Annotated in this window: 28 protein-coding genes; 18 read left to right on the forward strand and 10 right to left on the reverse strand. The window is 70.0% G+C overall.

Going from position 1 to position 25,319, the window contains the following annotated elements; translation table 11 throughout:
• The first annotated feature begins 155 nt into the window (after positions 1-155).
• Genes E1288_RS09095 through E1288_RS09110 form a run of 4 tightly spaced genes read left to right on the forward strand, consistent with a single transcriptional unit; the run spans position 156 to position 4,357 of the window.
• Positions 156-1,412 (forward strand): ABC transporter substrate-binding protein, encoded by a 1,257-nt coding sequence (locus E1288_RS09095; protein ID WP_235883435.1) that lies wholly within the window; start codon positions 156-158, stop codon positions 1,410-1,412.
• Positions 1,412-2,335, forward strand: a complete 924-nt coding sequence (locus E1288_RS09100; RefSeq protein ID WP_132483338.1) for a carbohydrate ABC transporter permease — start codon at positions 1,412-1,414, stop codon at positions 2,333-2,335. The genes E1288_RS09095 and E1288_RS09100 overlap by 1 nt, the downstream gene beginning before the upstream one ends.
• Positions 2,335-3,180, forward strand: a complete 846-nt coding sequence (locus E1288_RS09105) for a carbohydrate ABC transporter permease (RefSeq protein WP_132483220.1) — start codon at positions 2,335-2,337, stop codon at positions 3,178-3,180. Before E1288_RS09100 ends, E1288_RS09105 begins: the two co-directional genes overlap by 1 nt.
• A gap of 4 nt (positions 3,181-3,184) precedes the next feature.
• Positions 3,185-4,357, forward strand: a complete 1,173-nt coding sequence (locus E1288_RS09110; protein WP_132483222.1) for an ABC transporter ATP-binding protein — start codon at positions 3,185-3,187, stop codon at positions 4,355-4,357.
• A 203-nt stretch (positions 4,358-4,560) separates the two neighbouring features.
• Here the strand turns inward: E1288_RS09110 and E1288_RS09115 are convergent, their stop codons facing one another.
• The 4 genes from E1288_RS09115 to E1288_RS09130 all read right to left on the reverse strand — a co-directional run bounded on the left by E1288_RS09115 (position 4,561) and on the right by E1288_RS09130 (position 7,659).
• Positions 4,561-5,040 carry a CAP domain-containing protein gene (locus tag E1288_RS09115; RefSeq protein ID WP_235883436.1) on the reverse strand — a complete coding sequence of 160 codons (480 nt, stop codon included), beginning with the start codon at positions 5,038-5,040 and terminating at the stop codon, positions 4,561-4,563.
• Between the two features lie 321 nt (positions 5,041-5,361).
• A complete protein-coding gene (locus E1288_RS09120) occupies positions 5,362-5,550 on the reverse strand; it encodes a hypothetical protein (protein WP_132483224.1) in 189 nt (62 codons plus the stop codon).
• 146 nt (positions 5,551-5,696) lie between these two features.
• Positions 5,697-6,776, reverse strand: coding sequence for a magnesium/cobalt transporter CorA (corA, locus tag E1288_RS09125; RefSeq protein WP_132483226.1), 1,080 nt, complete (start codon positions 6,774-6,776; stop codon positions 5,697-5,699).
• 454 nt (positions 6,777-7,230) lie between these two features.
• Positions 7,231-7,659, reverse strand: a complete 429-nt coding sequence (locus E1288_RS09130) for an NUDIX domain-containing protein (RefSeq protein ID WP_207954261.1) — start codon at positions 7,657-7,659, stop codon at positions 7,231-7,233.
• Between the two features lie 145 nt (positions 7,660-7,804).
• Here E1288_RS09130 and E1288_RS46810 point away from each other — a divergent pair, with 145 nt between their 5' ends.
• From E1288_RS46810 to E1288_RS09150, 5 genes are all read left to right on the forward strand, one after another.
• Positions 7,805-7,966, forward strand: coding sequence for a hypothetical protein (locus E1288_RS46810; protein ID WP_165968041.1), 162 nt, complete (start codon positions 7,805-7,807; stop codon positions 7,964-7,966).
• 26 nt (positions 7,967-7,992) lie between these two features.
• Positions 7,993-8,565, forward strand: a complete 573-nt coding sequence (locus E1288_RS09135) for a PH domain-containing protein (RefSeq protein ID WP_132483228.1) — start codon at positions 7,993-7,995, stop codon at positions 8,563-8,565.
• Positions 8,566-8,647: 82 nt separating this feature from the next.
• Complete coding sequence (locus E1288_RS09140) at positions 8,648-9,529, forward strand: PHP domain-containing protein (RefSeq protein WP_132483344.1); 882 nt, start codon at positions 8,648-8,650, stop codon at positions 9,527-9,529.
• Between the two features lie 47 nt (positions 9,530-9,576).
• Positions 9,577-10,410: a RecB family exonuclease gene (locus E1288_RS09145; protein ID WP_165968042.1), complete on the forward strand. Its 834-nt coding sequence runs from the start codon at positions 9,577-9,579 to the stop codon at positions 10,408-10,410.
• A 26-nt stretch (positions 10,411-10,436) separates the two neighbouring features.
• Positions 10,437-10,832: a hypothetical protein gene (locus E1288_RS09150; protein ID WP_132483230.1), complete on the forward strand. Its 396-nt coding sequence runs from the start codon at positions 10,437-10,439 to the stop codon at positions 10,830-10,832.
• A gap of 49 nt (positions 10,833-10,881) precedes the next feature.
• Here E1288_RS09150 and E1288_RS09155 read toward each other — a convergent pair whose 3' ends face one another.
• Both E1288_RS09155 and E1288_RS09160 read right to left on the reverse strand, forming a co-directional pair.
• On the reverse strand, positions 10,882-12,084 hold the full coding sequence (locus tag E1288_RS09155) for an Rv3212 family protein (protein WP_132483232.1): 1,203 nt from the start codon (positions 12,082-12,084) through the stop codon (positions 10,882-10,884).
• A gap of 157 nt (positions 12,085-12,241) precedes the next feature.
• Positions 12,242-13,879 carry a DEAD/DEAH box helicase gene (locus E1288_RS09160; RefSeq protein ID WP_408013176.1) on the reverse strand — a complete coding sequence of 546 codons (1,638 nt, stop codon included), beginning with the start codon at positions 13,877-13,879 and terminating at the stop codon, positions 12,242-12,244.
• 515 nt (positions 13,880-14,394) lie between these two features.
• Between E1288_RS09160 and E1288_RS09165 the strand changes: the two genes are divergently transcribed.
• On the forward strand, positions 14,395-15,069 hold the full coding sequence (locus E1288_RS09165) for a ferritin-like fold-containing protein (protein ID WP_093262317.1): 675 nt from the start codon (positions 14,395-14,397) through the stop codon (positions 15,067-15,069).
• Between the two features lie 272 nt (positions 15,070-15,341).
• The gene (locus E1288_RS09170; RefSeq protein WP_132483236.1) at positions 15,342-15,569 is read left to right on the forward strand and encodes a DUF3107 domain-containing protein; all 228 of its coding nucleotides are present in this window, start codon (positions 15,342-15,344) and stop codon (positions 15,567-15,569) included.
• Between the two features lie 65 nt (positions 15,570-15,634).
• On the opposite strand, the gene E1288_RS09175 is transcribed toward E1288_RS09170, so the two are convergent.
• Together E1288_RS09175 and E1288_RS09180 are read right to left on the reverse strand one after the other, a co-directional pair.
• Positions 15,635-15,946: a DUF4873 domain-containing protein gene (locus E1288_RS09175; protein WP_132483238.1), complete on the reverse strand. Its 312-nt coding sequence runs from the start codon at positions 15,944-15,946 to the stop codon at positions 15,635-15,637.
• Positions 15,939-16,706, reverse strand: coding sequence for a TetR/AcrR family transcriptional regulator (locus tag E1288_RS09180; RefSeq protein WP_132483240.1), 768 nt, complete (start codon positions 16,704-16,706; stop codon positions 15,939-15,941). The genes E1288_RS09175 and E1288_RS09180 overlap by 8 nt, the downstream gene beginning before the upstream one ends.
• Before the next feature lie 64 nt (positions 16,707-16,770).
• On the opposite strand from E1288_RS09180, the gene E1288_RS09185 reads away from it, so the two are divergent.
• On the forward strand, positions 16,771-17,670 hold the full coding sequence (locus E1288_RS09185; RefSeq protein WP_132483242.1) for an AurF N-oxygenase family protein: 900 nt from the start codon (positions 16,771-16,773) through the stop codon (positions 17,668-17,670).
• Positions 17,667-18,581, forward strand: a complete 915-nt coding sequence (locus E1288_RS09190) for an alpha/beta fold hydrolase (RefSeq protein WP_207954262.1) — start codon at positions 17,667-17,669, stop codon at positions 18,579-18,581. Before E1288_RS09185 ends, E1288_RS09190 begins: the two co-directional genes overlap by 4 nt.
• A gap of 161 nt (positions 18,582-18,742) precedes the next feature.
• Here E1288_RS09190 and E1288_RS09195 read toward each other — a convergent pair whose 3' ends face one another.
• Complete coding sequence (locus E1288_RS09195; RefSeq protein WP_132483244.1) at positions 18,743-19,363, reverse strand: TetR/AcrR family transcriptional regulator; 621 nt, start codon at positions 19,361-19,363, stop codon at positions 18,743-18,745.
• A 127-nt stretch (positions 19,364-19,490) separates the two neighbouring features.
• Here E1288_RS09195 and E1288_RS09200 point away from each other — a divergent pair, with 127 nt between their 5' ends.
• From E1288_RS09200 to E1288_RS09220, 5 genes are all read left to right on the forward strand, one after another.
• Positions 19,491-20,513, forward strand: a complete 1,023-nt coding sequence (locus E1288_RS09200; protein WP_235883437.1) for an alpha/beta fold hydrolase — start codon at positions 19,491-19,493, stop codon at positions 20,511-20,513.
• Positions 20,514-20,610: 97 nt separating this feature from the next.
• Positions 20,611-21,672: a DUF3152 domain-containing protein gene (locus E1288_RS09205; protein ID WP_132483246.1), complete on the forward strand. Its 1,062-nt coding sequence runs from the start codon at positions 20,611-20,613 to the stop codon at positions 21,670-21,672.
• Between the two features lie 181 nt (positions 21,673-21,853).
• A complete protein-coding gene (gene moeZ, locus E1288_RS09210) occupies positions 21,854-23,026 on the forward strand; it encodes an adenylyltransferase/sulfurtransferase MoeZ (RefSeq protein ID WP_132483248.1) in 1,173 nt (390 codons plus the stop codon).
• Between the two features lie 147 nt (positions 23,027-23,173).
• Positions 23,174-23,971, forward strand: coding sequence for a TIGR02569 family protein (locus E1288_RS09215; protein WP_132483250.1), 798 nt, complete (start codon positions 23,174-23,176; stop codon positions 23,969-23,971).
• Positions 23,972-24,014: 43 nt separating this feature from the next.
• Positions 24,015-24,836, forward strand: coding sequence for a uroporphyrinogen-III synthase (locus tag E1288_RS09220; protein WP_132483252.1), 822 nt, complete (start codon positions 24,015-24,017; stop codon positions 24,834-24,836).
• A 185-nt stretch (positions 24,837-25,021) separates the two neighbouring features.
• Here E1288_RS09220 and E1288_RS09225 read toward each other — a convergent pair whose 3' ends face one another.
• Positions 25,022-25,309 (reverse strand): MGMT family protein, encoded by a 288-nt coding sequence (locus E1288_RS09225; RefSeq protein WP_132483254.1) that lies wholly within the window; start codon positions 25,307-25,309, stop codon positions 25,022-25,024.
• Positions 25,310-25,319 lie beyond the last annotated feature (10 nt).

A 25,319-nucleotide genomic window follows, 5' to 3' on the forward strand; every position in this document is an offset into this window, starting at 1 on the left:
TCACGTATTTGCAACAAGGGGCACACCGCCCTTGCCTTGACTGATCAAGACGCCTAGCTTGCCAACACCGGCTCACCGCCGGCGGTGGCAGGCGACGAAGCGTGGGCACCCCAGTGCCGGGTCGCGGCTGCGACCGGCAACTGGAAGGACCGACCGTGAGAGTTCGCCGCACCCGTGCAGCGGCAGTGCTGGGCGCGTCGCTGGTGTGCGCGTCCGCGCTGACCGCCTGCGCACCGGCCTCCGGCGCGAACACCGTGAACCTCTACAGCGCGCCCGAGGAGAACCTGCAGCAGAACGTGGACCGCTGCAACGCCGAGTCAGGCGGGCGGTACCAGATCGTCTACCACAAGCTGCCCCGCGACGCCGATGGCCAGCGCGAGCAGATGGTGCGCCGGCTGGCCGCCGGCGACACCGGCATGGACATCCTCTACCTGGACGTCTCCTGGACCGGCGAGTTCGCCGAGGCCAAGTGGATCCGGGAGTGGACCGGCCAGAACAAGGCTGAAGCCGAACGCGACACGCTGCGGGGGCCGCTGGAGACGGCCACCTGGGAGGGCAAGCTCTACGCGGCGCCGAAGAACACCAACGTGCAGCTGCTCTGGTACCGCAAGGACCTGGTGCCCGAACCGCCGAAGACGTGGGGCGAGATGATCTCGACCGCCCAGCGCCTCGAGCAGGAGGGCAAGCCGCACTGGATCTCGCTCACCGGCGCGCAGTACGAGGGCCTGTACGTGCACTTCAACACGCTCGTGCAATCGGCGGGCGGGCACATCATCTCCGATGACGGCAAGCGCGCCGTGATCGACGAGGGCGCGGTGCAGGCGTTGCAGGCGCTGCGCGACCTCGGCACGGCGGGCGTCACCAGCCCGTCGATGAACAACGCCAAGGAGGACGACGCCCGGCAGGAGTTCGAGACCGGGCAGGCCGCCTTCCAGCTGAACTGGCCGTTCGTCTACCCGTCGATGCAGGAGAACAAGCCCGAGCTGGCGCGCAACGTCGGTTGGGCGCGACTGCCCGGCCTGCAGCCGGGGGTGCCGAGCAAGTCCACCATCGGCGGCGCCAACTACGCGGTCAGCAGCTTCTCGACCAAGCCGGACCTGGCCTTCGAGGCGACGAAGTGCCTGCGGAACCCGGAAAGCCAGAAGTTCTCCGCGATCAACGACGGCGTGCCGCCGGCTCTCGAGTCCGTCTACTCGGATCCCGAGGTGGCCGCCGAGTACCCGATGCGCGACACCATCCTGGAAGCGCTCAAGGATCCGGGCGTGCGAACGGTGACTCCGGCTTCGCAGAACGTCTCCACGGCGCTGTCCAACCTGCTCGCGCCGATCGGGGAGATCGACCCGCAGAGCACTGCGGAGCGGATGCGCACCGAGGTGCAGAACGCCTTGGACTCCAAGGGAGTGATGCCGTGATGGTGCAACTGAAGGACTCCCTGCCAACCGCGAAGGCGATCAGCGAGGGCAAGAAGGCCGAACGCAAGCTCGGCTGGCTGCTGTGCGCCCCGGCCGCGCTGGTGATGCTCGCCGTCACCGGCTGGCCGATCCTCTACGCGCTGTGGCTGTCGTTCCAGCGGTTCGACCTCAAGTACCCGGACCAGCGCGAATTCGTCGGGCTGGACAACTACATCACGGTGCTCGGCAACGGCTACTGGTGGAGCGCGTTCTGGGTGACGATCCTGGTCACCATCGTCTCGGTGGCGATCGAGTTCGCCCTCGGCATGGGGCTGGCGCTGGTCATGCACCGGGCGCTGGTCGGCCGCGGCCTGGTGCGCACCGTGACCCTCATCCCGTACGGCATCGTCACCGTCGTCGCGGCCTTCAGCTGGCGCTACGCCTGGACGCCCGACACCGGTTACCTGGCCAACGCGATCACGCCGGGCGGCGCGCCGCTGACCGAGCACGCCAGCGCGCTGGCCATCGTGATCCTGGCGGAGATCTGGAAGACCACGCCGTTCATGGCGCTGCTGCTGATGGCCGGTCTGGCGCTGGTGCCCGACGACCTGCTCAAGGCGGCGGCGATGGACGGCGCCGGGCCGTGGCAGCGGTTCGTGAAGGTGATGCTGCCGGTGATGAAGCCGGCCATCCTGGTCGCGCTGCTGTTCCGCACCCTCGACGCGTTCCGCGTCTTCGACAACATCGTGGTGCTCACCTCCGGCGCGCAAGGCACCTCGTCGGTGTCCGTGCTCGCCTACAACAACCTGATCAAGGGCCTGAACCTGGGCATCGGCTCGACCATGTCGGTCCTGATCTTCATCGCGGTCGCGATCATCGCGTGGATGTTCGTGAAGCTCTTCGGCGCGGCCGCGCCCGGTAGCGACGACAAGGGGAGGCGCTGATGGCCGGCGTCGGCGGGGCCGAGACCCCCGCGCGGAAGACCAAGTGGGCGCTGCTCAACATCATCGTGCTGGTGTACGCGCTGGTGCCGGTGCTGTGGATCCTGTCGCTGTCGTTCAAGACGCCGGAGACGCTCGCCGACGGCAACCTGATCCCGCGCGAGTGGACCCTGGAGAACTACGCGGCGATCTTCTCCACCAGCGAGTTCACCCGCGCGCTGCTGAACTCGATCGGCATCGCGCTGATCGCGACCGCCATCGCCGTGGTGCTGGGCACCATGGCCGCCTACGCGATCGCCCGGCTGGACTTCCCCGGCAAGCGGGTGCTGGTCGGCGCCTCGCTGCTGATCGCGATGTTCCCGCAGGTGTCGCTGGTGTCGCCGCTGTTCGAGATCGAGCGGGCGCTGGGCCTGTTCGACACCTGGCCGGGGCTGATCCTGCCGTACATCACCTTCTCGCTGCCGCTGGCCATCTACACGCTGTCGGCGTTCTTCCGGGAGATCCCGTGGGAGCTGGAGAAGGCGGCCAAGATGGACGGCGCAACGCCGGGGCAGGCCTTCGCGAAGGTGATCGCGCCGCTGGCCGCGCCGGGGGTGTTCACCACCGCCATCCTGGTGTTCATCTTCTGCTGGAACGACTTCCTGTTCGCGATCTCGCTGACCTCGACGGAGAACTCCCGCACCGCGCCGGTGGCGTTGCAGTTCTTCACCGGCGACTCGCAGTTCGAGGACCCGACGGGGTCGATCTCCGCGGCCGCGGTGGTGATCACCATTCCGATCATCGTGTTCGTGCTGTTCTTCCAGCGTCGCATCGTGTCCGGACTGACCTCCGGCGCAGTGAAGGGGTAACCAAGTGGCCGAGATCGTGCTGGACAAGGTGACCAAGCGCTACCCGGACGGGGCGTTGGCGGTCAACGAGGTGAACCTGGAGATCGCGGACGGCGAGTTCGTGATCCTGGTCGGCCCCTCCGGCTGCGGGAAGTCCACCACGCTGAACATGATCGCGGGGCTGGAGGACATCAGCGGCGGCGAACTGCGCATCGGCGGGGAGCGGATGAACGAGCGCGCGCCCAAGGACCGCGACATCGCCATGGTGTTCCAGTCCTACGCGCTGTACCCGCACATGACGGTGTTCGAGAACATGGCGTTCCCGCTGCGGCTGGCCAAGGTGGATTCGGCGACGGTGCGGCAGAAGGTCGAGGAGGCCGCCAAGATCCTCGACCTCGCCAAGCACCTGGACCGCAAGCCCGCGAACCTCTCCGGCGGGCAGCGGCAGCGGGTGGCGATGGGGCGGGCGATCGTGCGCAGCCCCAAGGCGTTCCTGATGGACGAGCCGTTGTCCAATTTGGACGCGAAGCTGCGGGTGCAGATGCGGACCTCGGTGTCGAAGCTGCAGAAGCGGCTGGGCACCACGACGGTCTACGTCACGCACGACCAGACCGAGGCGATGACCCTAGGCGACCGGGTCGTGGTCCTGCGCGGCGGCGTGGTGCAGCAGGTCGGCGCGCCGCAACACCTCTACGAGCACCCGGCGAACCTGTTCGTCGCGGGCTTCATCGGCTCGCCCGCGATGAACTTCGTGCCGGTCGAGGTGGCCGACGGCGTGCTGCGCGGCCCGCTGGGCGACATCCCGCTGAGCGACCGGATCCGCACCGCGCTGGAGTCCGCGGACGCGCCGCGCGAACTGGTGCTGGGCATCCGCCCGGAGCACTTCGAGGACGCGGCGCTGCTCGACGACTCGGCCCGCGCGGCGGGCGGGACGTTCACCGGCGAGGTGGACGTGGTGGAGGAGATGGGCTCGGACAAGTACGTGTACTTCACCCTCCACGGTGGACGGGCGAGCACGGCGGAGCTGGACGAGCTGGCGGCCGACAGCGGCAGCGCCGAGGTACCCACGGACGAGGGCCAGGTGGTCACCCGCCTCTCGGTCGAATCGGCGGCGAGGGAGAGCCGGCCCCTGACGGTCTGGTTCGACCCGGACAAGATCCACCTCTTCGACCCGGCCACGGGCCGAACCCTCACCTGACCCGGTCGAGGTGAGGGGCACCCATGACCGAGCAACCGGGCACGGGTGCCCCCACCCACGGCCAAGAGCGGATTTCAAACCGGGGCAAGGTGACACCGCCGACCAGCTCCACCACCCGATGGGTCGGGTTCGTCCGCAATTTCAATGGAAATCGGACCTTCGATTTCAATGGAAATTGCGGGCAGGTGAACGCCGGGTGGAGGTCAGGGGCGGCCGAGCTCTTGGGTCCAGTAGTGGTGGTAGCGGCTGTGCCCGGTCGCCGCGTGGCCCACGCCGAGGTCGGTGAAGGCGCAGTCGAGGATGTTGTCCCGGTGCGGGACGGCTTCCATCCACTGGCGGAAGGTGCCGTCGGCGGTCTCGCGGCCGGCCGCGATGTTCTCGCCGACGTAGCCGCCCGGGAATCCCTCGGACCGGGTGCGATCCACCGGGCTGCGGCCGTCGCTTCCGGTGTGCCTGAAGAAGTTCCGGTGCGCCATGTCCGCGCTGTGCCCGGCGGCCGCCCGGGTCAGGTCGCCGTTCAGGCGCACCGGCGGGCATCCGGCCCGGGCCCGTTCGGCATTGGTGAGTTCGAGTATTCGCTGCTCCGCCGGCGTCCGCTGGGCCGCCTGCAGCGGCGGCCCAGCGCAGAGCAGGAGAAGTGGGACCGCGGCCCCGCACGACAACATCCGTTCGACCAGCGACATCTGCGATCACTCCCAGCATCGCGACGATGGGTGGGAGTGTTGTAACCGCGGCGCGACGACGCCGCCGGATCATTTCGCCGAATCCGGTTACCGGCCGGGCGTGCCGGATTCAGTCCATAGTGGACGGCCGAGCACGGAGCGTTAGAGCTGGCTCGCGATGAGTACGAACAGGGTGACGATCCACCCCATGATCAGGGCGACCAGGAGGGTGAGCTTGTTGGCGGCCAAGCGAGTCATGGCGGTGCCTCCCAACGTGAAAGAAACGAAGATCTGACGGAGATTCGTTTTTCACGATGCGGCCCGCGGTGGTCCCGGCAGGCGTCAGCGCGCGACGGCGCGTGGCGCGGCGGGAACCGCGTCCCACATCGCGCCGGGTTTTCGCTGCACCCAAGCAGTGTGCCGGAACAACTTCTCGGCGATCTCCCGACGCGTCACGGGATTTCGCCGGGGGACCGGGCCGGTGAGGAGCCGATGCCGGACCCGCCCCTGGTGCTGCGGAAGACGGTGCATGACAACCTCCTCACGCGCTCGCGCCGACCGATGAGAACGGACGGTGGTGAAAGACAAGCGGAACGGCGTCCAGTCGGCGATGACGGGACGCGAAGTGACCCCGCACGGCATATCGCCGGCGGCGCGGAATTCGTTACGAAGTGCGATCACAGCCACTTGTTCCGCCGGAAGATCTTGAAGAGGACCATGCAGGCGCCGAGCATCACCATGAGGGCCAGGGGGTACCCGAAGGTCCAATTCGTCTCGGGCATGAAGTCGAAGTTCATGCCGTAGATCCCGGCGATCATGGTCGGTGTCGAGACGATCGCGACCCACGCCGAGATCTTGCGCATGTCGGTGTTCTGCTGGAGCGTGATCTTGGCCAGTGTCGCGTCCACCAGGGTGGTCAGCAGCTCGTCGAAGGCCCCCACCATCTCGGACACCCTCGCCAGGTGGTCCTCGACGTTGCGGAAGTAGGACCGCACCTCGTCGGCGACCATCGGCGTGTAGCCCTCGGCGAGCCGCTGCATCGGCTTGGTCAGCGGCTGCACCGCGCGGCGCAGCTCCATGACTTCGCGCTTCATCAGGTAGATGTGCTCGGCGTCGATCTTGGTGCCCGGCTCGAAGACCTCGGCCTCGATCTCGTCGATGTCGTCCTGGATGGCCTCGGTGACCTCCAGGTACGTGTCCACCACGTGGTCGGCGACGCCGTGCAGCACCGCCGACGGGCCCAGCGCGAGCTGCTCCGGGTCGGCCTCCAGCTGGCTGCGCACCTCGGCCAGCCCCGCGTGCTTGCCGTGCCGCACCGTGATGACGAAGTCGCGGCCAAGGAACACCATCAGCTCGCCGGTGTCGACGATCTCGCTGGTCGCCGACCGCGTCTCCGTGTCGGTGTAGCGGACCGTCTTCAGCACCATGAACAACGTGTTGTCGTAGCGCTCCAGCTTCGGGCGCTGGTGCGCGTGCACGGCGTCCTCGACGGCCAGCTCGTGCAGGCCGAAGGTTTCGGCGATGCCGTTGATCTGCTCTTCGGTGGGCTCGTGCAGCCCGATCCAGACGAAGCCGGAACCGCGCCGCCGCACCTCCTCGATGGCGTCGGAGTGGTTCCACGAACCTTCGACGCGGCGTCCCTCGTCGTAGATCGCGCAGTCGACGACGTACGCGGAGACGGGGGCGGCGCTGCGGATGAGCGGCTGGGGCGCGCGGTTGTTCCGGTTGCGCAGGCCGAGCGAGGGCAGGTTGGGCACGGCGACCTCCAAGGTCCGGGCGCAGCTCCCCGGCGGACGGGGCTCCGGGTGAGAGCTGCGTGGGTGGCGTGCTTCGCGGGCTCCGCCCGCTGCTCGCGCATCCCTGCCGGCCCTGACGGGCGAAGGCCTAGCGGCTGGCCCTTCCGGCGGGGACGCTGTTGGTACTGCACGGAAGCGCGCTATCGGCACTGCTGTCCACGATCCCTCACCTCCAGAAGGTCATCCACCGATGCGGTGGTCATGAGTCAGCCAACCCGACACGATACTCCGTCCGAGTGGACCGATGGCAACGGCTCGCATTCGAGGTCACAACCCGCCGGAACCGCAATGCATGAAACGGGTGAATTGGGCGGAATGGGTGAATCGCATTCGGATCCGTGTTCGACCCGAACCCCGCCTCTCGACGGGTTGTGACGGGACGCCACGACGGCCTTCCCTGCTCGTATTTCAGCCATCACTCGTTGCGGGGTAAACTATTCCAAGAGCGCAGGATCTCGGCGAGGCCTTCGGTCAGCGCCCCGTCGCGGTCCAGTGTGGCGAAAGTCGCACTGTCCGCCCAGATCGCATCGGCGGCGTCGTCACCAGCGGAAAGCTCCTGTTCGTTACTCCAGCAGGAGTAATCCAGGATCTCGTAGGTGCCGTGCGCCGCGGGCCGGAAGATTCGGCCGACGAGCTCACCGACGGTGACGGAGAGTCCCGTTTCTTCGCGGACTTCGCGCTGTACCGCCGAATGGTCGGTCTCGCCGGGCTCGACTCGGCCACCCGGTAGGGACCACTTCCCCTTCCCGGGTTCATGTGCACGTTTGACCAGCAGCAACCGGCCGTCCGGGTGGTGAATTATCGCGCCGACGCAGCGGATCACAGGATTCTCCGATACGATCATCGCCACGGAGGGTAGTTGATCCGGGGCTGCCCGGAAACGACTGACCCAAGTGCGGTACAAAGCTGCCGTAAAGCGGCGGAGTGCGGTACAACGGATCAGCAGGCGCCTGCGCTACTCAAGGGCATTTCGGACGGGGTGCGTCACAGTGAACATGAAGAAAATCCTCACGTGGGCCGGAGTTGCTTTCCTCCTGTTCTTCCTGTTTTCCGCGCCAGTGGAAGCCAGCGGTGTCATCAACGGCATCCTGGGCAGTCTCCGGGGAGCAGCTGAGGCCGTCATCACCTTCATGCAGAACCTCTTCCAGTAAAGCGCGAGCCGCGGGAGGCGGGTGCCGTGTTCGCTCCAAGGGACCCCGACGAATACCTGCTGGACAGTGAACGCCGGGTGATCCGCGTTCGGCGTCACTGGGCGGTCCTGGTGTGGGACCTCTTCGAGGCGACCGGCTTGCTGGTGGGTCTGGTGATGGTGTCCTACCTGGTGCCCGAGGGCAGCGGTGGGCTGGTCCAGAACATCCTCTGGTACGTGGGGCTGATCATCCTGATCCGCTTCGCGTACCAGGTGCTGGACTGGTACGTGGAACGCATCGTCGTGACCGACAAGCGGTTCCTGATCACCACCGGCATCTTCACCACCAACGTGGCGATGATGCCGATCACCAAGGTCACGGACCTGACGTTCGCTCGCACGCTGATGGGCCGTCTCTTCGGGTACGGCACTCTCGTGGTCGAGTCGGCCGGTCAGATCCAGGCCCTGAACCGCATCGACTACGTGCCGAACCCGACCGAGGTCGAGGACGCGATCTCGGCGCTCGTCTTCGGTGACAAGAAGGGCCAGCAGCAGGACCGCTTCTCCATGCTCAAGGCGCGGCGCGCCGCGGTGGGCAAGCGGAAAGCGGCGAAGCTCTGACCGATCCGGTCGGCCCGGCGCGGCAGCGCCCGGGTCGGCCGGACGGGTGTTGGTTCGGCCCGCGGTCGGACCATCGGTCACACTGGTGGGTGTGCGAATCGACCTGCACACGCATTCCACCGAGTCCGACGGGACCGATACGCCGGCAGAGCTGGTGGCGACGGCGCTCGCCGCCGGCCTGGACGCGATCGCGATCACCGACCACGACACCACCGCGGGATGGGCGGCGGCCGAGCGGGCCGTGCGCGATCTCGCGGAGCCCGGCCGGTTCCGGCTGGTACCGGGCGCCGAGCTGTCGTGCTCGTGCCCGGGCGAGGACGGTCGGAACATCACCGTGCACCTGCTGGCGTACCTGTTCGACCCGAACTCCACCGCGCTCGTGCGGGAGCAGTCGCGGCTGCGCGCTGAGCGCCGGGAGCGGCTCTACCAGATGGCGCAGCACATGGCCGCCGATGGTTTTCCGGTCGACCCGGACGAGCTCATGGCCGGCCTGCCGCCCGACTCGCCGGGCGGGCGCCCGCACCTGGCCCGCGCGCTCGTCAACGCCGGGACGGTCGCGAGCGTCGACGAGGCCTTCGCCAAGTACCTCGGCGGCCGCGGCAGCTACTACCTCCCGCGCACCGACACGCCCGTGCACCGTGCGATCGAGATGATCGCCGAGGCCGGTGGCGCGACGGTGCTGGCGCACCCCTTCGCGACCGCGCGGGGGCCGATCGTGACCGCCGACATCGTGGCCGAGCTCGCCGGGATCGGGCTCGCCGGGATCGAGATCGACCACCCCGACCACGACGCCGAGACCCGGACGCGGCTGCGCGGGCTGGCCGCCGAGCTGGATCTGATCCCCACCGGCAGCAGCGACTACCACGGCACCAACAAGACGATCCGGATCGGCCAGGAGACGACTCCGCCCGACTCGTTGGACCGGCTGGTGGAGCGGTGCAGCGGCAGCAAGGTCATCGGCTGATCGTGGCGGAACGGCCGGGTAGCGGGAAAACTGCGTACTGTGGGGGCGTGCAGGGGCAGCTCGGTCTAGAAGGAATTCCCAGCAAGCTGGTGCGGGTCACGCCGGCCAGGCTCGCGACCTGGGCGACGTGCCCCCGGAAGTACCGCATGACGTACCTGGACCGGCCGGCACCCTCGCGCGCCGGTGCTTGGGCGAACGCCACGTTGGGCGCCGTCGTGCACAACGCTCTGCGCGCGTACTTCGAGCTGCGAGCGGATCAGCGCAGCCCGGAGCGCGCCGCCACGTTGGTGCGCGAGTACTGGAAGTCCGACGGCTTCGCGAGCCCGGAGCAGGCGGGCGACTACCGGCGCCGAGCGCAGGAGTGGGTCGGCTCGTACGTCGAGCAGCTGGCGCCCGACGCCGTGCCGCTCGCGGTCGAGCGTTGGGTGTCCGCGCCGATGGGGTCGATCATCGCCGAGGGGAGGGTGGACCGGATCGACGACCGGCATGGCGAAATCGTCGTCGTCGACTACAAGACCGGGCGGCACGGACTGCGCGTCGACGATGCGCGGCAGTCGCTGGCGCTCGGACTGTACGCGTTGGCAGCGCGCAAGACCCTGCGCCGGCCGTGCTGGCGGGTCGAGCTGCACCACTTGCCGACCGGGACCGTCGCGGGTTGGGATCACACCGCGGAATCGCTCGCCGCGCTGCAGGATCGCGCCGAGCAGCTCGCCGGGGAACTCCAGGCCGCGACCGACGAGTTCGAGCTCGGTGCCGATCCGCAGGCGATGTTCCCGGTGCGAACCGGACCGCACTGCTCGTGGTGCGACTTCCGGGCGCATTGCGAGGAGGGCCGGCAGGCGGCGCCGAGCCTGCCCCCGTGGGCTTTGCTGGGAGATTGACGAGCATGCGACCTGAGGACGGGCCGATGCGCACACCCGCTTCGCAACGACCGCGGCCGCCCCGAACGCGGCGCCTGCCGGGATCCGACGAGCTGCCGCCGCAGCGACCACGCGGTCGGCATTCGCTGAGCCGGCCGACGCCGCCCAGCCGGGCCGGTTCCGCGCTCCGCGGCCTCACCGGCGCGCTGGCGGCCGGCTTCCTGCTGCTCGCACTCGTGCTGGTGGTGGTGCAGTTCTGGGCGACGAACCAGGGGCAGGAAGGCCCCGGGCTGGCCGCGGTGATCGCTCAACTGGTGGCGTCGCTGATCGCCCTGATGCTGCAGGCGATCGCGGACCGGCGCAACGACGCGCGCGGCGGCTTGGCGGCCTGCGGCGTCCTCGTGGTCGTGTTCGGCTCGTTGTGGTTCTGGTGGTGGGCCTGACGGGCGGCCGTATTCCCGTTGGGGGACAAGGACTTTTCGCGCCGCCGGTTCAGCGCAGGGCGACGAGCGCGTCGCCGCGCTGTTCCAGGAGAACCGGGCCCACCGCGTTGAGCTGGACCGGGCCGGTGTAGCCGGCGCGGTCCACCGGGATCACCCGCTCGCGGTTGCCGGTCAGTGCGTCCAGGACCGCCAGGCCCTCGGTCACCGGTACCAGCAGCTTCCCGCCGAATCCGACGCCCGGGCCGAGCGTGTCCGGCGTAGTCCACAGTGGAGCGAGGGTCTCCGGGTCCAGCGCGACCGTGTCGGTGCCGGTGTGCCAGTAGATCCGGCCGCCCTTCGAGGTCGACTCGACCTGCACGTTCGCCCGGAGGTCGGGAGTGCCGACGCGCACCGGGAAGGTGTTCTCCACCGCGCCGTCGTTGTTGTAGACCACGACCTCGGAGCGGTCCCGGAGGACCACCGCGACGTGCTTGTCGTTGACCGCGATGACCCCCGCCGACTCGCTGCCGAGGACGACGCTGAAGATCTCCTCCGGCTTCTCGTCCTCCTCGGGGTGGGCCTTCAGAACAGTGATCCGGCCCTGCTCGCGGGGGCACGCCTCGACGGCCCCCACCCGCTCGTCCCCCACCGCGATCGAGGAGTAGGTGCAGTCCGGGCGCTTCATGTTGTTGTCCGGGTTCTTCACCGCGGGTGGCATGCCGAACTGCTGGGTGCGCACCAGGTCCGAGCGCCAGGACTCGAAGGAGCTCTTCCCGGTGGCCGTCACGTAGGTGCCGTCGCCGAGCAGCTGGGTGCCGAACTCGGCGTCGGCATTGCGCTGCGGCCCGCGCACCCCGGTGGCCCCGCGCAGCGAGGTGACCTCGCTGCAGTTCTCGGACTTGCGGTAGACCGCGATCGCGCGGTTCCACTCCGCGCCGACCGTGCACAGTGGAATGTCGCGGGCGTAGCGCCAGACGACCTGACCGGTCAGCGGGTCGTGGCCGCTCACCTCGTTGCCCGCCCCGGTGACCACTCCGGCCCCGGCGACGACCGGCACCGGAGTGACCGGGCTGGTCGCGCGCCATGCCTCGGACAGCGTCTCGGGCACGGCGGTTGCTGCGGGAAGTTCCGGAATCGGCTGGGCGGCGGGTTCGGACACGGTGGCGCGCGCATCGCTGTTGAACCAGAGCACGGCGCTACCGGCGAGCACGGCCCCGACGATCAGCGCCACCACGGCGAGGTCGGTTCTCGTGCGCCGCTCCGGCCGGACCACAGTCACTCCTCGATCGCCTGGCTGTTCCTGCGCCGAGCTTAGAGCCTGTCGCCGGACTCGCCTTGCGTGGCGGTGCGGGTGGCGGCCCCTGCAGGAGTTGCGGACGCCGCCTGGAGTTCGACCCGCGAGCCTCCCGGCTCACGGGTCTCGCCTGCTGCTACGCGGCGCCGCCTTCGGCGTTGCCGCTGCGCGCCGTGTCGCCGGCTTCGCCGGCCGGCTCGCCCGAGTGACGCCTGCGGCGCCGACGGCGCGGCCGCTCACCGGCGTCGGTTTCGCCTCCTGCGGCGGGCGCTTCCGGCTGCTGCACCGCGGTTTCGGCACCGCTGCGGGTACGCCGGCGCTGCCGGCGTCGGGCGGGCCGGGTCTCGGCGTCGCTGTCCTGGCGGGCACCGCTCTCGACTTCGCCCTGGTGCTGGTCCGCGCCGCCACGGGTGCGCCGCCGGTTGCGGCGCGGTCGCTTGGCCTCGCCCTGCGTCTCGGGCTCGGCGTCCAGTCCGGCGCGGGTGCGCTTGGACAGCGGCAGGCGACCGGTGACGTCCGTCGGGATGTCGAGGTCGGCGAACAGGTGCGGCGAGGTCGAGTAGGTCTCGACCGGCTCGGGCTTGCCCAGGCCGAGCGTTTCGCTGATCAGCTTCCAGCGTGGCTCTTCGTCCCAGTCGACGAGGGTGATCGCGACGCCTTCGCGACCGGCCCGGCCGGTGCGGCCGATGCGGTGCACGTAGGTCTTCTCGTCGTCCGGGCACTGCAGGTTGATCACGTGGGTCACGCCGGCGACGTCGATGCCGCGGGCCGCGACGTCGGTGGCCACCAGGATGTCGACCTTGCCGGAGCGGAACGCGCGCAGCGCCTTCTCGCGCGCGCCCTGCCCGAGGTCGCCGTGCACCGCGCCGGCCGCGAAGCCTCGCTCGGTGAGCTCGTCGGCGAGCTTCTGCGCCGTCCGCTTGGTCCGGCTGAAGATCATCGCCAGGCCGCGGTCGGTGGCCTGCAGGGCCTTCGCGATCAGTTCGCCCTTGTCCATCGCGTGCGCCCGGTAGATGAACTGCCGGGTGCGCTCGTGCACCGCGCTCTCGTCGGCCTGCTCGGCCCGGATGTGCGTCGGCTGCGTCATGAACGTGCGGGCCAGGGTCAGGATCGGGCCCGGCATGGTGGCCGAGAACAGCATCGTCTGCCGCTGCTCGGGAACCATGCGCAAGATGCGCTCGATGTCCGGCAGGAAGCCGAGGTCGAGCATCTCGTCGGCCTCGTCGAGCACCAGCCCGCGGACCTTGCCGAGCACCAGGTGGCGCTGTTCGGCCAGGTCGAGCAGGCGGCCCGGGGTGCCGATGACCACGTCGACGCCGTTGCGGAGCGCGGAGATCTGCTCCTCGTACGGGCGGCCGCCGTAGACGGCGACGGTGCGCACGCCCAGGTGCTTGCCCGCGTCGGTGAGGTCGCGGGTGACCTGCAGGCACAGCTCGCGGGTCGGCACCACGACGAGCGCCTGCGGAGTGCCGTCGCCGGGCACCTGCAGGCGGTGCAGCAGCGGGACGCCGAAGCCGAGGGTCTTGCCGGTGCCGGTGCGGGCTTGACCGATCAGGTCCTCGCCCTGCATCGCCAGCGGCAGGGTCAGTTCCTGGATGGCGAAGGTGCGCTCGATGCCGGCTTCGTGCAGCGCGCGGACGATCTCCGGGTGCACCTCGAGCTCGGCGAAGGTCGGAGCGTCCGGGTTGCCGGCGGTGCCGACCTTCAGGTGCGGCGTGTCCGCGGCTTCAGGTGCACCGGACTCGCTGTGCTCGAGCTCCGTGTCGTCCGCGATGGTGGGGCTGGCGCCCCCATTACGATCTTCGAGGCCGTCGGGGGCCTGGCTGTTGGTGAACGTCAGAATGATCGCCTCTCTCGGTACCTGCGCGCATGCGTCCCGGTTCGGGCCGATCCGTGGCGACGTCCTCCCGGCACGGCGGCTCGCTGCTCGCGGCCGCTCTTCGTGCTCGTGGTCACCGACGTGATGGTGCGCGCCCTTGTTCGCTCAGCGGCTGAGCCGCTGTTGGTTCGTTCTTCTCGGCGTCGCGTGCGCCAAGGCCGACGAGCGATTTCGCTCGGGCCGCGTACACGCAGGCTGTGGTCCCGGGGGCCGTCCCGCTCGGACGGGAGTCGCCCAGACCGTGACGTTCGGGGAGCCAGCACCGCGGTCTTCACGACCGGGTCGCCGGCTGTGCCGCCGACTGTGCCGTCGGACGCCGATGCTCCTCCGAGGTCCGAGGATACCTGTTGGTCGGCCGTTCTCACCGTGGCGCGTATAACTCGGGCGTGCCGCCGGTTAGGCTCGCAGCCATGAACGAGGCTGACCAGCGCGGTGAAAGTGACGAGCGTTACTCCGAAGGTGTCGTGGATCTGCTCGCGGCGCTGGCCTTCGGAGAGCTGTCGGCCTTCGACCGGCTCGCCGAGGACGCGCGCACCGCACCCACGCTGACCGGCCGCGCGGCGCTGGCCAGCATGGCGGCCGCGGAGATCGGCCACTACCGGCAGCTGGAGGAGCACCTGGCGGGCCGTGGGGTGGCGGTCGACGAGGTCATGCAGCCGTTCGTGGCTCCGTTCGAGGCGTTCAATGAGTCCACCGCGCCGCATTCGTGGCTGGAATCACTGGTCAAGGCCTACGTCGGCGACGGGCTGGCGGCCGATTTCTACCGCGAGGTCGCGGAGTGGTTGGACCCCGCCACGCGGGAGCTGGTGCTGACCGTGCTCGCCGACACCGGCCACTCGGCGTTCGCCGAACGCGAGGTGCAGGCGGCCTGCGAGGACGACCGCAAGCTGCGGGACAAGCTGACGCTGTGGGGACGGCGACTGCTGGGCGAGGCGATGACGCAGGCGCAGCGGGTGGTCGCCGAGCGCGACGCGCTGGCGGAGCTGATCATCAAGGGCTCGGGCGACCTCACCGGCATCGCGGCGATGTTCCGGAGGTTGCAGAACAACCACACCAAGCGGATGGCCCGCCTGGGCCTGGGCTGATGACCCGTTCCGGGCTCGTTTCGCGTGGCGGAGCGGGCGGCGAACGGATGACCGATACGACGCGTCGGCGCTGTCGTTGCCAGGCGACGCCTGAGAAACCCGCGGCGGTGCGAGCTGCGAAGGTGGGCTGAACGGCACCGCCGCTGCAAAGGCGAAACAGGTTCCCGGGCAGGACCTCGTTCGGTGGCGTCGCGAGGATCCGCCGATCAAGGCGGGACCTGGGATAGCCTTGCCACATCCCAACGGATTCGAGTGCTCAACGGAGGTTCGGCGTGGAGGTCAAGATCGGCGTCGTGGACAGCCCGCGCGAGCTGACGGTCGTCAGCGGACAGTCCCCGGAAGAGGTCGAGTCGCTGGTCGCCGACGCGCTGAAGAACGCAGAAGGCGTGCTGGCGCTGACCGACGAGAAGGGGCGGCGGATCATCGTCCCGTCGACCAAGGTCGCCTACGTGGAGATCGGCCCGGCGACGCCGCCGCGCGTCGGCTTCGGCGTGAGCTGACCTGGGTTTTTCCGCGCGAGGGGCACCCCGGCCGAACTCGGCCGAGGTGCCCCTCGCGCTTTGCGTCAGTCCAGTTCGGCGGGGATCTCGAAGGGCGGGCGGCCGGTGCCGGTGATCCGGTAGCGGCCCCAGGGGTCCTGGTCGGAGAGGGTGCCCGTCGCCTCGCCCGCCGGTGTGCGAAACACCACATCCTTCTTGCGGCGGTCGGCGAACTCGTCCACGTCCTGGTGCGCGGACAGGCGCCCGTACCAGTGGAAGCGGCCGTCGATGGGCTGGAAGTGCCCGCGCAGGACCACCTCGACCGCCAGCTCCCGCTCGTCGGCCAGGAGCGTGGCCGGGCCGCGGTAGTCGTCCTCGTCGTGCTCGTGGTCAGCCATGGTCCACGTCCTCCTCGTCTTCGGGCGTTTCGTGTTCGCCGGGCAACAGGCGCAGGTCGTTGCCGAGGTCCAGCGGCTCGTCGGGGTCGATCACCAGGCCGGCCGAGCGCAGCACGCCGTCGATGGCGAACCAGATGATCTGCGCCAGGTAGTCGGTGAGGTCGCTGCGGCTCATCGACTGCCGCTCCAGCCACCAGTCGCCGCTGGCCTGCACCATGCCCACCAGGCCGTGGCTCCAGGGCTCGACGCCGCCGGAGTCCAGGCCCAGCGCCCGCAGGTATTCGCCGAGGATGCGGGACAGCGAGTTCGCGATCACCGTTTTCTCCGCCGACACCGGGTCGGAGCGCACCGGCCGGTCCGCGAAGGTGCGCTGCACGACGAACCGGTACAGCTCCGGGTACTGCTCGATGGTGCCGAGGTAGGCGTCGAGCAGGCGGCGGATGCGCTGGTTGGGCGTGCCGCCCTCGTGGAACAGCGGCCGCAGCCGTTGCATCAGCAGCTCGGTGCCCCATTCGCCGACCGCGACGTAGAGGTCGCTCTTGTCGCTGAAGTGCCGGTAGAGCACGGGCTTGCTGACGCCGGCCTCGGCGGCGATCTCGTCCATTCCGACCTCGGCGCCGTGCTTGCTGATGGCGCGCACCGCTGCCTCGACGAACTCGGCGCGGCGGGCCTGGCGATGCTCGCGCCAGCGCTCCCGGCGCGCGTCGCCGCGGGCCTTCTCCGGTGTGACCGCCTTGACAGGGCGAGAGATGTGGCTCACGCTACCCAAGGTAACTGTTACTGGAAGTAACATGCAATCTCGATGCCGAGAGGGTGATCGCCGGATGAGCAGGGCCCTGCAGGTCAACGACCGCGAGAAGACGGCCGCACGGCTGCTGAATTCGTCCGCACGGAACAGCTACGACCCCGAGGTCGACGTCGACTGGGACGCGCCGCTGGCCGACGGCAAGCCCTACATCCCGTTCAAGCGCAGCTCGCTCTACGGCACGCACCTCTGGGACCGGCTCAGCGAGGAACAGCGCATCGAGCTGACCAAGCACGAGTTCGCCAGCATCGCCTCGAACGGCCTGTGGTTCGAGGTGCTGCTCATGCAGATGCTGCTCAAGGAGTTCTACAACTCCGACCCGCGCACCAACCACGCCCAGTACGCGCTCACCGAGGTCGCCGACGAATGCCGGCACTCCACCATGTTCGCCAAGGCCGTCGACCGCATCGGCGCACCCGCCTACGGGCCGCTGCCGCTGCTGCACCGCGGCGGCCGGATCCTGCCCGCCGTGCTGCGCGGCCCCTCCGCCTACGCGTCGATCCTGGTGGCCGAGGAGATCCTGGACCGCTTCCAGCGCGACCAGATGTACGACGAGGACGTCCAGCCGCTGGTGCGCATGGTCAACCGCATCCACGTGCTCGAAGAGGCCCGGCACGTCACCTTCGCCCGCGAAGAGGTCGTCCGCCGGATGGCCGAGTGCAACGCCGCCGAGCGCGCCTACCACCAGTACTGGACCGCGCTCGTCTCGTACTGCATCTGCCTCAGCCTCATCAATCCGCACGTCTACAAGGCGGTCGGGATCCGGCCGCGCGACGGCTACCAGGCGGCCTGGGCCAACCCCGGCTTCCTGGACACCCTGCACTGGGGTGGCGAGAAGATCATGGCGTTCCTGGACGAGGCCGGACTGGTCGGCAAGCCGGGCATGCGCTGGTGGAAGAAGGCGAACCTGATCCGATGAAGGGCGAAACCTTGCGCACGATGACCGCCGAAGAGTTCACGACCAGCGACGGAACCCGGTTGCGGGTGGTCGACGAAGGCCCCGCCGACGCGCCGGTCGCCGTCGTCCTGGTGCACGGGTGGGCACTGACCAAGCACACCTGGGACCGGGTGGCGGACGGCCTGCCGGAGGCGGCCGGGACGCAGCTGCGGATCCTGCGGTTCGACCTGCGGGGGCACGGCGAGAGCGACCCGGCGCAGCCGGGGAGCGCGAGCATCCGGCAGTGCGCGGACGACCTGGCGGAGCTGATCGCGGAGCGGGTCCCGGAGGGGCCGGTCGTGCTCGCCGGGCACTCGATGGGCGGCATGACGATCATGGCGTTCGCCGAGCAGCACCCGGAGCTCTTCGCGCGGCGGACCGCCGCGGTCGCGCTGGTGGCGACCTCGGCGGGCGACCTGGTGGCGCCGACCCTCGGCCTGCCCCGGCCGGTCGCGGCCGTCGCCAACCGGGGCGAGCAGGCGTTCCGCAAGCGGCTCGCGGCCTCGCGCGGGAAGCGGCTGGTCCCGCAGTCGTCCTGGCTGCGACCGGGGATGCGCTGGCTGCTGTTCGGCCGGAGTCCCGAGGCCGCCGACGTGGCCGCCACCGCGGACTGGGTCGCGGGCTGCCACCCGGCGAACATGGCCGCCTACCGGCAGGCCCTGGCCGAGCACGAGCGGCATGGGGCGCTCGCGGCGTTGCGGTCGGTCCCGACGGTCGTGCTGTCCGGGCTGGCCGACCGCCTGACGCCGCACTCGCACGCTCGGCGCATCGCGGACGCCCTGCCGGACGCCAAACTGCTGATCTACGCCGGTGCCGGGCACATGCTGCCGCTGGAAAGGGCCGACGAGGTCACCGCCCGCATCGCGGAACTCGTCACCCGCGCGCTCCGCTGACCTGGGTGTTCCGCAATTTCCATTGAAACCGAACCTTCGATTTCAATGGAAATTGCGGGACATCGGCGTGTCGGGCCACGACACGCCGTTGACTGTGGACAACCTCCGCAATTTCAATGGAAATCGGACCTCTGATTTCCATTGAAATTGCGGGTGGTCGGTCAGGGGTTCTGGAGGGGGAAACCCGCGAGGCCCTTCCAGGCCAGGGTGGACATCAGGTTCACCGCTTCGTCGCGCGAGATCGTCTCCCGGGCGTCCAGCCAGTAGCGCGCCGTCACCTGGCTCAGGCCGACCAGGCCCACCGCCAGCAGCCGCGCGCGCTCCGCGTCCAGCCCGGCGTCCGCCGTCACCGCCTCGGTGATCGCGTCGATGCACCCGGACAGGGCGCCCTCCACGGCCTTCTCCACGGCCGGCTCGCCGCGCAGGTCCGATTCGAAGACCAGCCGGAACGCCTGTCCCTCGCCGGCCACGAACTCGTACAGCGCGCCGATCGCGGCCCGCACCCGCAGCTTGTTGTCCGACGTGGACGCGATGGCCTCGCGCACCCGGCGCACCAGCTCGTTGCCGTGCGTCTCCAGCAGCGCCAGGTAGAGCTCCAGCTTGCCCGGGAAGTGCTGGTAGAGGACCGGCTTGCTGACTCCCGCGCGCTCCGCGATGTCGTCCATCGCCGCCGCGTGGTAGCCGTTGTGCACGAAAACGTGCTGAGCCGCCTCGAGCAGCTGTGCCCGGCGTGCGTCGCGGGGCAACCGGACACCTCGGCTCGGCTGCGCGGTCTCGGTCATCCTCGCCTCCACCCGATTCCTTCCACTCGCGCTCGGCGGCCCTCCGGCCCCCAGTGGGGCATGACTCTACTCGCCGGTAGAGGTAGGTAGCGAAATCCGGGCTCAGGCGGGCGGCCATGCTGTGGGTGTGACCACGACTACGTCCGCCGCTCCGCCGCACCGGCGTTCCCGGCTAGGCCGATCCGACCTGACGTGGGTACCGCTGGTGGCCGATGGCGTCCCGCCGATCGACCTCGCGGCGAAGCCGCCGCCGGGGCGGCACGCCGAACTGACCACCCGCTCGGGCCCGCTGCGGCTGCACCTGCGGGAGACGCCGGGGCCGTCGCCGCTGGCGCCGACGGCGGTGCACCTGCACGGGCTGGCCGGCTCGTCGACGAACTGGACCGACCTGGCCGGCCTGCTCGCCGGGCGGATGCGCAGCATCGCGCTGGACCTGCCCGGTTTCGGGCATTCCGAGCCGCCGCCGGGGTACGCCTTCACCCGCCAGGCGAACGCGGACGTGGTGATCCGGTTCCTGGAGCAGCTCGACGCCGGGCCGGTGCACCTGTCCGGGAACTCCTTCGGCGCCGCGGTGGCCATCGAGGTGGCGGCGCTGCGGCCGGACCTGGTCGCGTCGCTGGTGCTGATCTCGCCGGCCATGCCCGACCTGCGGCTGGATCCGCGGCGGCTCTCCGATCCGCGGATCGCGGTGGCGATGGTGCCGGTCCTCGGCAACCGCACGCGTCGCGAGCTGGCGATGGTGCCGCCGGCGGCCCGGGCCGAGCAGCTGCTGCGGCTGTGCTTCGCCGAGCCGGACGCGGTGCCACCGCACCGGCTCGCCGAGGCGGTTGCGGAGTTCGAGGAACGCAGCCGGCTGTCGTGGTCCGGCCCGGCGCTGGGCCGGACCACCGTGGAGCTGCTGCGCTCCTGGCTCGTCCCGCCCGCGCGGTCGCTGTGGCGACGGCTGCCCGAGGTCGGCGCTCCGTCGCTGGTCGTGTGGGGTAGCGCTGACCGGGTCGTGACCGTTCGCAAGGCGCCGCGCACCGCGATGCTGCTGCCGCGCGGCCGGCTCCTCGTGCTGCCACGAACGGGCCACGTTGCCCAGATGGAGCGGCCACGCGTGGTCGCCCGCGCGTTCCTCGGGTTGGTGCAGGCCGGCTCCCGGTGGTGACCGGTTCGCGTTGCTCCGTGTGGGCCCAGATGTTGCGGTCACTCGGAGTGGCCGGTGGTTGCTCAAGGTGCCGGAGGGCCTGTGGCACGCTTAGAGCGTGAATCGTCCGCCGCAGCGATCTCGTGCCTCCGCGTCCGACCGCCGACCGGCGGGGCGGACGAGCACTCGCACGGGTTCTGGGGAACGTCGCCGCGGCGAGCCGCTGGCCGCCTCCTGGAATCCCGTCTCCGAGCCGGCGTCGGAGCCCGAGGACTTCGACGACGCGGACGACCTCGACGACGACGTGCGGCCCCGGCGGCGCCGCCGGGGAGTCCACGCGCGCTACGGCTGGCGGATCTACGCGCTGCCGCTGCTGATCGTTCTCAGCGCGCTCGTCGTGTTCCAGACCGTCCGGCCCCCCGGGGACGGTTCGGCCACCGAGCTGCTCGACCCGATCGCCTCGGACGCACCGGCCGAGCCGATCGTCACCGAGGCGCCACCGGGGCAGACCTTCAACCCCGCGCTGTTCTCCGCCGACCTGCCGCCCGGCGGACCGATCCCGGAGACCGGCGCGCGCACCTTCCAGGTGCTGCCCGGGAAGTCCGAGGTGATCGGGGCGGGCCAGCTCTACCGGTACAGCGTCGAGATCGAGGTCGGCGTCCAGATCGGCAACCCGAACGTCGAGTTCGGCAACCTGGTGCAGGCGACACTGTCCGATCCGCGCAGCTGGACGAACCCGCAGGGCGGCGGGATCTCGCTGCAACGCGTGGACGCCGGCGGCCCGCGGCCGGACTTCCGGGTCATCCTGGTCAGCCAGCAGACCGCGCGCGAGGCCTGCGACTACAGCAACGGCGTGCCCTACGACAGCTCCTGCCGCAAGGGCGACATGGTCTACCTCAACGCCGCCCGCTGGGTGCGCGGCGCGGTGTCGTTCGAGGGCGACATCGGCAACTACCAGCGCTACGCGATCAACCACGAGGTCGGGCACGTCTTCGGCAACAAGCACGTCGGCTGCCCGGTGCAGGGCGGGCTGGCGCCGGTGATGATGCAGCAGTCGTTCAGCGTGTCCAACAACGAGCTGCACGAGCTGAACAAGATCGCCGACCAGGGCACCGAGATCCCCGCCGACGGCTTCGTCTGCAAGTACAACGCCTGGCCGTTCCCGACCGCCGGCGCCTGAGCGGATCTTCGCGGGCCTTTTCGTCCCGGATCGTGGGAGTAGTTTGGGTTGCGGAAGCCCATCGGGGAGTCTTGCGTTGCAGATTCCGTGAGGCCCTGTTCGGGTGCCCTTCGGGGACGCTTGAGGTGCCGCTGCCAAGCTCCGAGAGCAGCAGGTACCGACCATTGAGGAGGAGCTGGGAATGTCCGGCGCATCGTCGCTGCCGCCGCTGGTCGAACCGGCGTCGGAGCTGACCAAGGAAGAGGTCGCGCGCTACAGCCGCCACCTGATCATCCCGGACGTCGGGATGGACGGGCAGAAGCGGCTGAAGAACGCCAAGGTGCTGGTGGTCGGCGCCGGCGGACTCGGCAGCCCGGCGTTGCTGTACCTGGCCGCGGCCGGGGTCGGCACGCTCGGCATCGTGGAGTTCGACGAGGTCGACGAGTCGAACCTGCACCGCCAGGTCATCCACGGGCAGTCCGACCTCGGGCGGCCCAAGGCGGAATCGGCCCGCGACTCGATCGCCGAGATCAACCCGTTCGTCAAGGTGAACCTGCACCAGACGCACCTGACGTCGGAGAACGCGCTCGACATCTTCCGCGACTACGACCTGATCCTGGACGGCACGGACAACTTCGCCACCCGCTACCTGGTGAACGACGCCGCGGTGCTGGCCGGCAAGCCGTACGTGTGGGGGTCGATCTTCCGCTTCGAGGGCCAGGCCAGCGTGTTCTGGGCGGAGCACGGCCCGAACTACCGCGACCTGTACCCCGAGCCGCCGCCGCCGGGCATGGTGCCGTCCTGCGCCGAGGGCGGCGTGCTGGGCGTGCTGTGCGCGTCGATCGGCTCGATCATGGTCAACGAGGCCATCAAGCTGATCACCGGCATCGGCGAGACCCTGCTGGGCCGCCTGATGATCTACGACGCGCTGGAGATGAGCTACCGCACGGTCAAGATCCGCAAGGACCCGAACGCCGCGCCGATCACCGAGCTGATCGACTACGAGGCGTTCTGCGGCGTGCTCTCCGGCGACGCGCAGCAGGCGGCGGTGAACAGCACGATCACCCCGCGCGAGCTCAAGGACATGTTCGACCGGGGCGAGAAGTTCGAACTGATCGACGTCCGGGAGCCGCACGAGTACGAGATCGTCAAGATCGAGGGCTCGAAGCTGATCCCGAAGGACCGCATCCTCTCCGGCGAGGCGCTGGCCGAGCTGCCGCAGGACCGCAAGATCGTCCTGCACTGCAAGTCCGGCGGGCGTTCTGCGGAGGCGCTGGCGGCGCTGCACAAGGCGGGATTCGCCGACGCGGTGCACGTCGGCGGCGGTGTGCTCGGCTGGGCCAACCAGGTCGACCCGAGCCTGCCGACGTACTAGGTCGAACCCCGAACCCGCTCCGCACCGAGGTGCGGAGCGGGTTCGTCGTCCGAAAAGACACCACGGTAGTCGCGAAATCGCGGGATCGGATGCGGCGCGCGGAGTGCCTGCTACGGAAATCGCGACCATTTAGGTAGCGTCTCGTCCGTGACCCATACGCCGGAGCCGCCACCGCCGCACGTGCGCGCGGCATTCGGCGCGCGCGTCGAAGAACCCGAGCCGCTGGACGGCGCGGTCGCCTGGCGGTGCGGCGAGATCGTGCTCAAGCCGGCCGCCAACACCGCCGAGGCCGCTTGGGTGGCGCAGACGCTGGACCTGCTGGAACCCGACGACGTGCGGGTGTCCCGCCCGGTTCGCTCCACCGACGGTCGCTGGGTGGTGTCCGGCTGGTCGGCCAGCCGGAACCTCGAAGGCCAGGCCGAGCCGCGGCACGACGACGTGGTGGCCATGTCGCTGCGGCTGCACTCGGCGAGCCGGTTCCTGGCCCGGCCGCGGTTCTTGCAGGCGCGGCAGGACATCTACGCGCTGGCCGACCGGATGGCCTGGGGCGAAGAGGAGTACGTGCTGCCGCAGGAGAAGGGCGGTCGGCTCTACGACGTGCTCGCCGGGTCGCGGCGGGAGGTCGACCTCCGCCCGCAGGTGGTGCACGGCGACCTGTTCGGCAACGTGCTGTTCGCCGAGGACGTGGCGCCCGGCATTATCGACTTCAACCCGTACTGGCGACCCGCCGAGTGGGCCGCGGCGGTGGCGGTGATCGACGCCCTGGCGTGGGGCGGGGCCGATCCGGCCATCGTGGAGCGCTGGTCGCACCTTTCGGAGTGGCCGCAGGCCCTGCTGCGGGCGCTGCTGTTCCGGCTCTCGGTGCACGCGCTGCACCCGCGCTCGTCGTCGCAGACCCTGACGGGCCTGGAACGCGCTTCCCAGATGGTCCTCGAAGTCCTCTGACCGGTTGCCCTGCCCGGCGCCGGGGTTGTGTGACGATTGGGCGGTGCAGGGAGTGTTGAGCGGCTTCACCGTCGGCGTGACGGCGGAACGCAAGGCCGCCGAGATCGGGTCGTTGTTCAGCCGCCGCGGTGCTCGCGTGCTCTTCGGGGCGGCGATGCACACGGTGCCGCTGCCCGAGGACGGCGAGCTGGCCGCCGCGACCGAGGAAGTCCTCGCGGCGCCGGTCGACTACGCGGTGGCGGTCACCGGTGTCGGGTTCCGGGGCTGGATCGAGGCGGCGCAGCACACCGGCATCGGTGACCGGCTGCTGGCGCACCTGCGTTCGGCCGAGGTCCTGGCGCGGGGTGCGAAGGCTCGCGGCGCCGTGCGCGGTGCCGGGTTGGTCGAGTCCTGGACCTCGCCGTCGGAGGAGTCCGCGGAGGTCTTGGAGCACCTGCTGGCGCGCGATCTCGCCGGGAAGCGGGTCGTGCTCCAGGTGCACGGCGATCCGATGCTGCGGTTCCGCGAAGCGTTGCGGGCGGCGGGGGCCGAGGTCGTGCCGGTGACCGTCTACCGGTGGACGGATCCGGTGGACCTGCCCGCATTGGACCGGTTGATCGACGCGGTGCTGCGGGGCGAGGTGGATGCGCTGCCGTTCACCAGCGCGCCGGCCGCGACCAACCTGCTGGCCCGCGCGGACCGCACCGGGCACGGCGAGGAGTTCCGGGAAGCGTTGCGCGACAAGGTGTTCATCGCCTGCGTCGGTCCGGTCACGGCGGCGCCGATCGACGCGGCGGGCCTGTCGTACGCGATGCCGGACCGCGCCCGCACCGCATCGCTGGTGCGGCTCGTCGCGGACGAACTCCCGAAGCGCGCCGCGCGCTGACCATCCACAGTGGTCGGTATGAGGCCGGTTCGCCGCGCCGGTGTCCGAACGGGACGTGGCTTCCGGCGCGCCTGGTAGTTGCAGGCGTCGGTGTGATCGCCTCCGGTGATGTGCTCGCGCGCGTGCTTCCGCAGCTCACCTCCCGGTTCGCGTCGGCGGGTATCGGCGATCCCGCACTGGCCCGGTCAGGCGCCCCAGCGGTATCGGCGCATGTCGATGCGGGCCCCGTCGGCGAGGACGCCTTCTGCTCGCAGGAGTTCCAGCTGCCGGCGACGCAGGTGGTCGGCGACCGTGCCGTTGGAGCGCAGGACGCGGTGCCACGGCAGGTCGCCGCCGTCCTCGGCGAGGATGCGGCCCACCAGGCGCGCCGAGCGGAGGCCGGCGAGTTCGGCGACGTCTCCGTAGGACAGCACCGATCCGGGCGGGATAGACGCCACCACGGCCCGCACCTGCTCCACGGTCTCCTCGTCCACGAGCCCGAAG

It is taken from the genome of Saccharopolyspora elongata (assembly GCF_004348985.1).
Taxonomy (GTDB): Bacteria; Actinomycetota; Actinomycetes; order Mycobacteriales; family Pseudonocardiaceae; genus Saccharopolyspora; species Saccharopolyspora elongata.

What these genes read in the sequence shown, in the direction of transcription:
- E1288_RS09100 (WP_132483338.1), top strand. Translation starts at nt 1,412, where the DNA reads ATGGTGCAACTGAAGGACTCCCTGCCAACCGCGAAGGCGATCAGCGAG.
- E1288_RS09105 (WP_132483220.1), top strand. Translation starts at nt 2,335, where the DNA reads ATGGCCGGCGTCGGCGGGGCCGAGACCCCCGCGCGGAAGACCAAGTGG.
- E1288_RS09115 (WP_235883436.1), bottom strand. Translation starts at nt 5,040, where the DNA reads ATGTCGCTGGTCGAACGGATGTTGTCGTGCGGGGCCGCGGTCCCACTT.
- E1288_RS09120 (WP_132483224.1), bottom strand. Translation starts at nt 5,550, where the DNA reads ATGCACCGTCTTCCGCAGCACCAGGGGCGGGTCCGGCATCGGCTCCTC.
- E1288_RS09130 (WP_207954261.1), bottom strand. Translation starts at nt 7,659, where the DNA reads ATGATCGTATCGGAGAATCCTGTGATCCGCTGCGTCGGCGCGATAATT.
- E1288_RS09150 (WP_132483230.1), top strand. Translation starts at nt 10,437, where the DNA reads ATGCGCACACCCGCTTCGCAACGACCGCGGCCGCCCCGAACGCGGCGC.
- E1288_RS09165 (WP_093262317.1), top strand. Translation starts at nt 14,395, where the DNA reads ATGAACGAGGCTGACCAGCGCGGTGAAAGTGACGAGCGTTACTCCGAA.
- E1288_RS09175 (WP_132483238.1), bottom strand. Translation starts at nt 15,946, where the DNA reads ATGGCTGACCACGAGCACGACGAGGACGACTACCGCGGCCCGGCCACG.
- E1288_RS09185 (WP_132483242.1), top strand. Translation starts at nt 16,771, where the DNA reads ATGAGCAGGGCCCTGCAGGTCAACGACCGCGAGAAGACGGCCGCACGG.
- E1288_RS09190 (WP_207954262.1), top strand. Translation starts at nt 17,667, where the DNA reads ATGAAGGGCGAAACCTTGCGCACGATGACCGCCGAAGAGTTCACGACC.
- E1288_RS09195 (WP_132483244.1), bottom strand. Translation starts at nt 19,363, where the DNA reads ATGACCGAGACCGCGCAGCCGAGCCGAGGTGTCCGGTTGCCCCGCGAC.
- moeZ (WP_132483248.1), top strand. Translation starts at nt 21,854, where the DNA reads ATGTCCGGCGCATCGTCGCTGCCGCCGCTGGTCGAACCGGCGTCGGAG.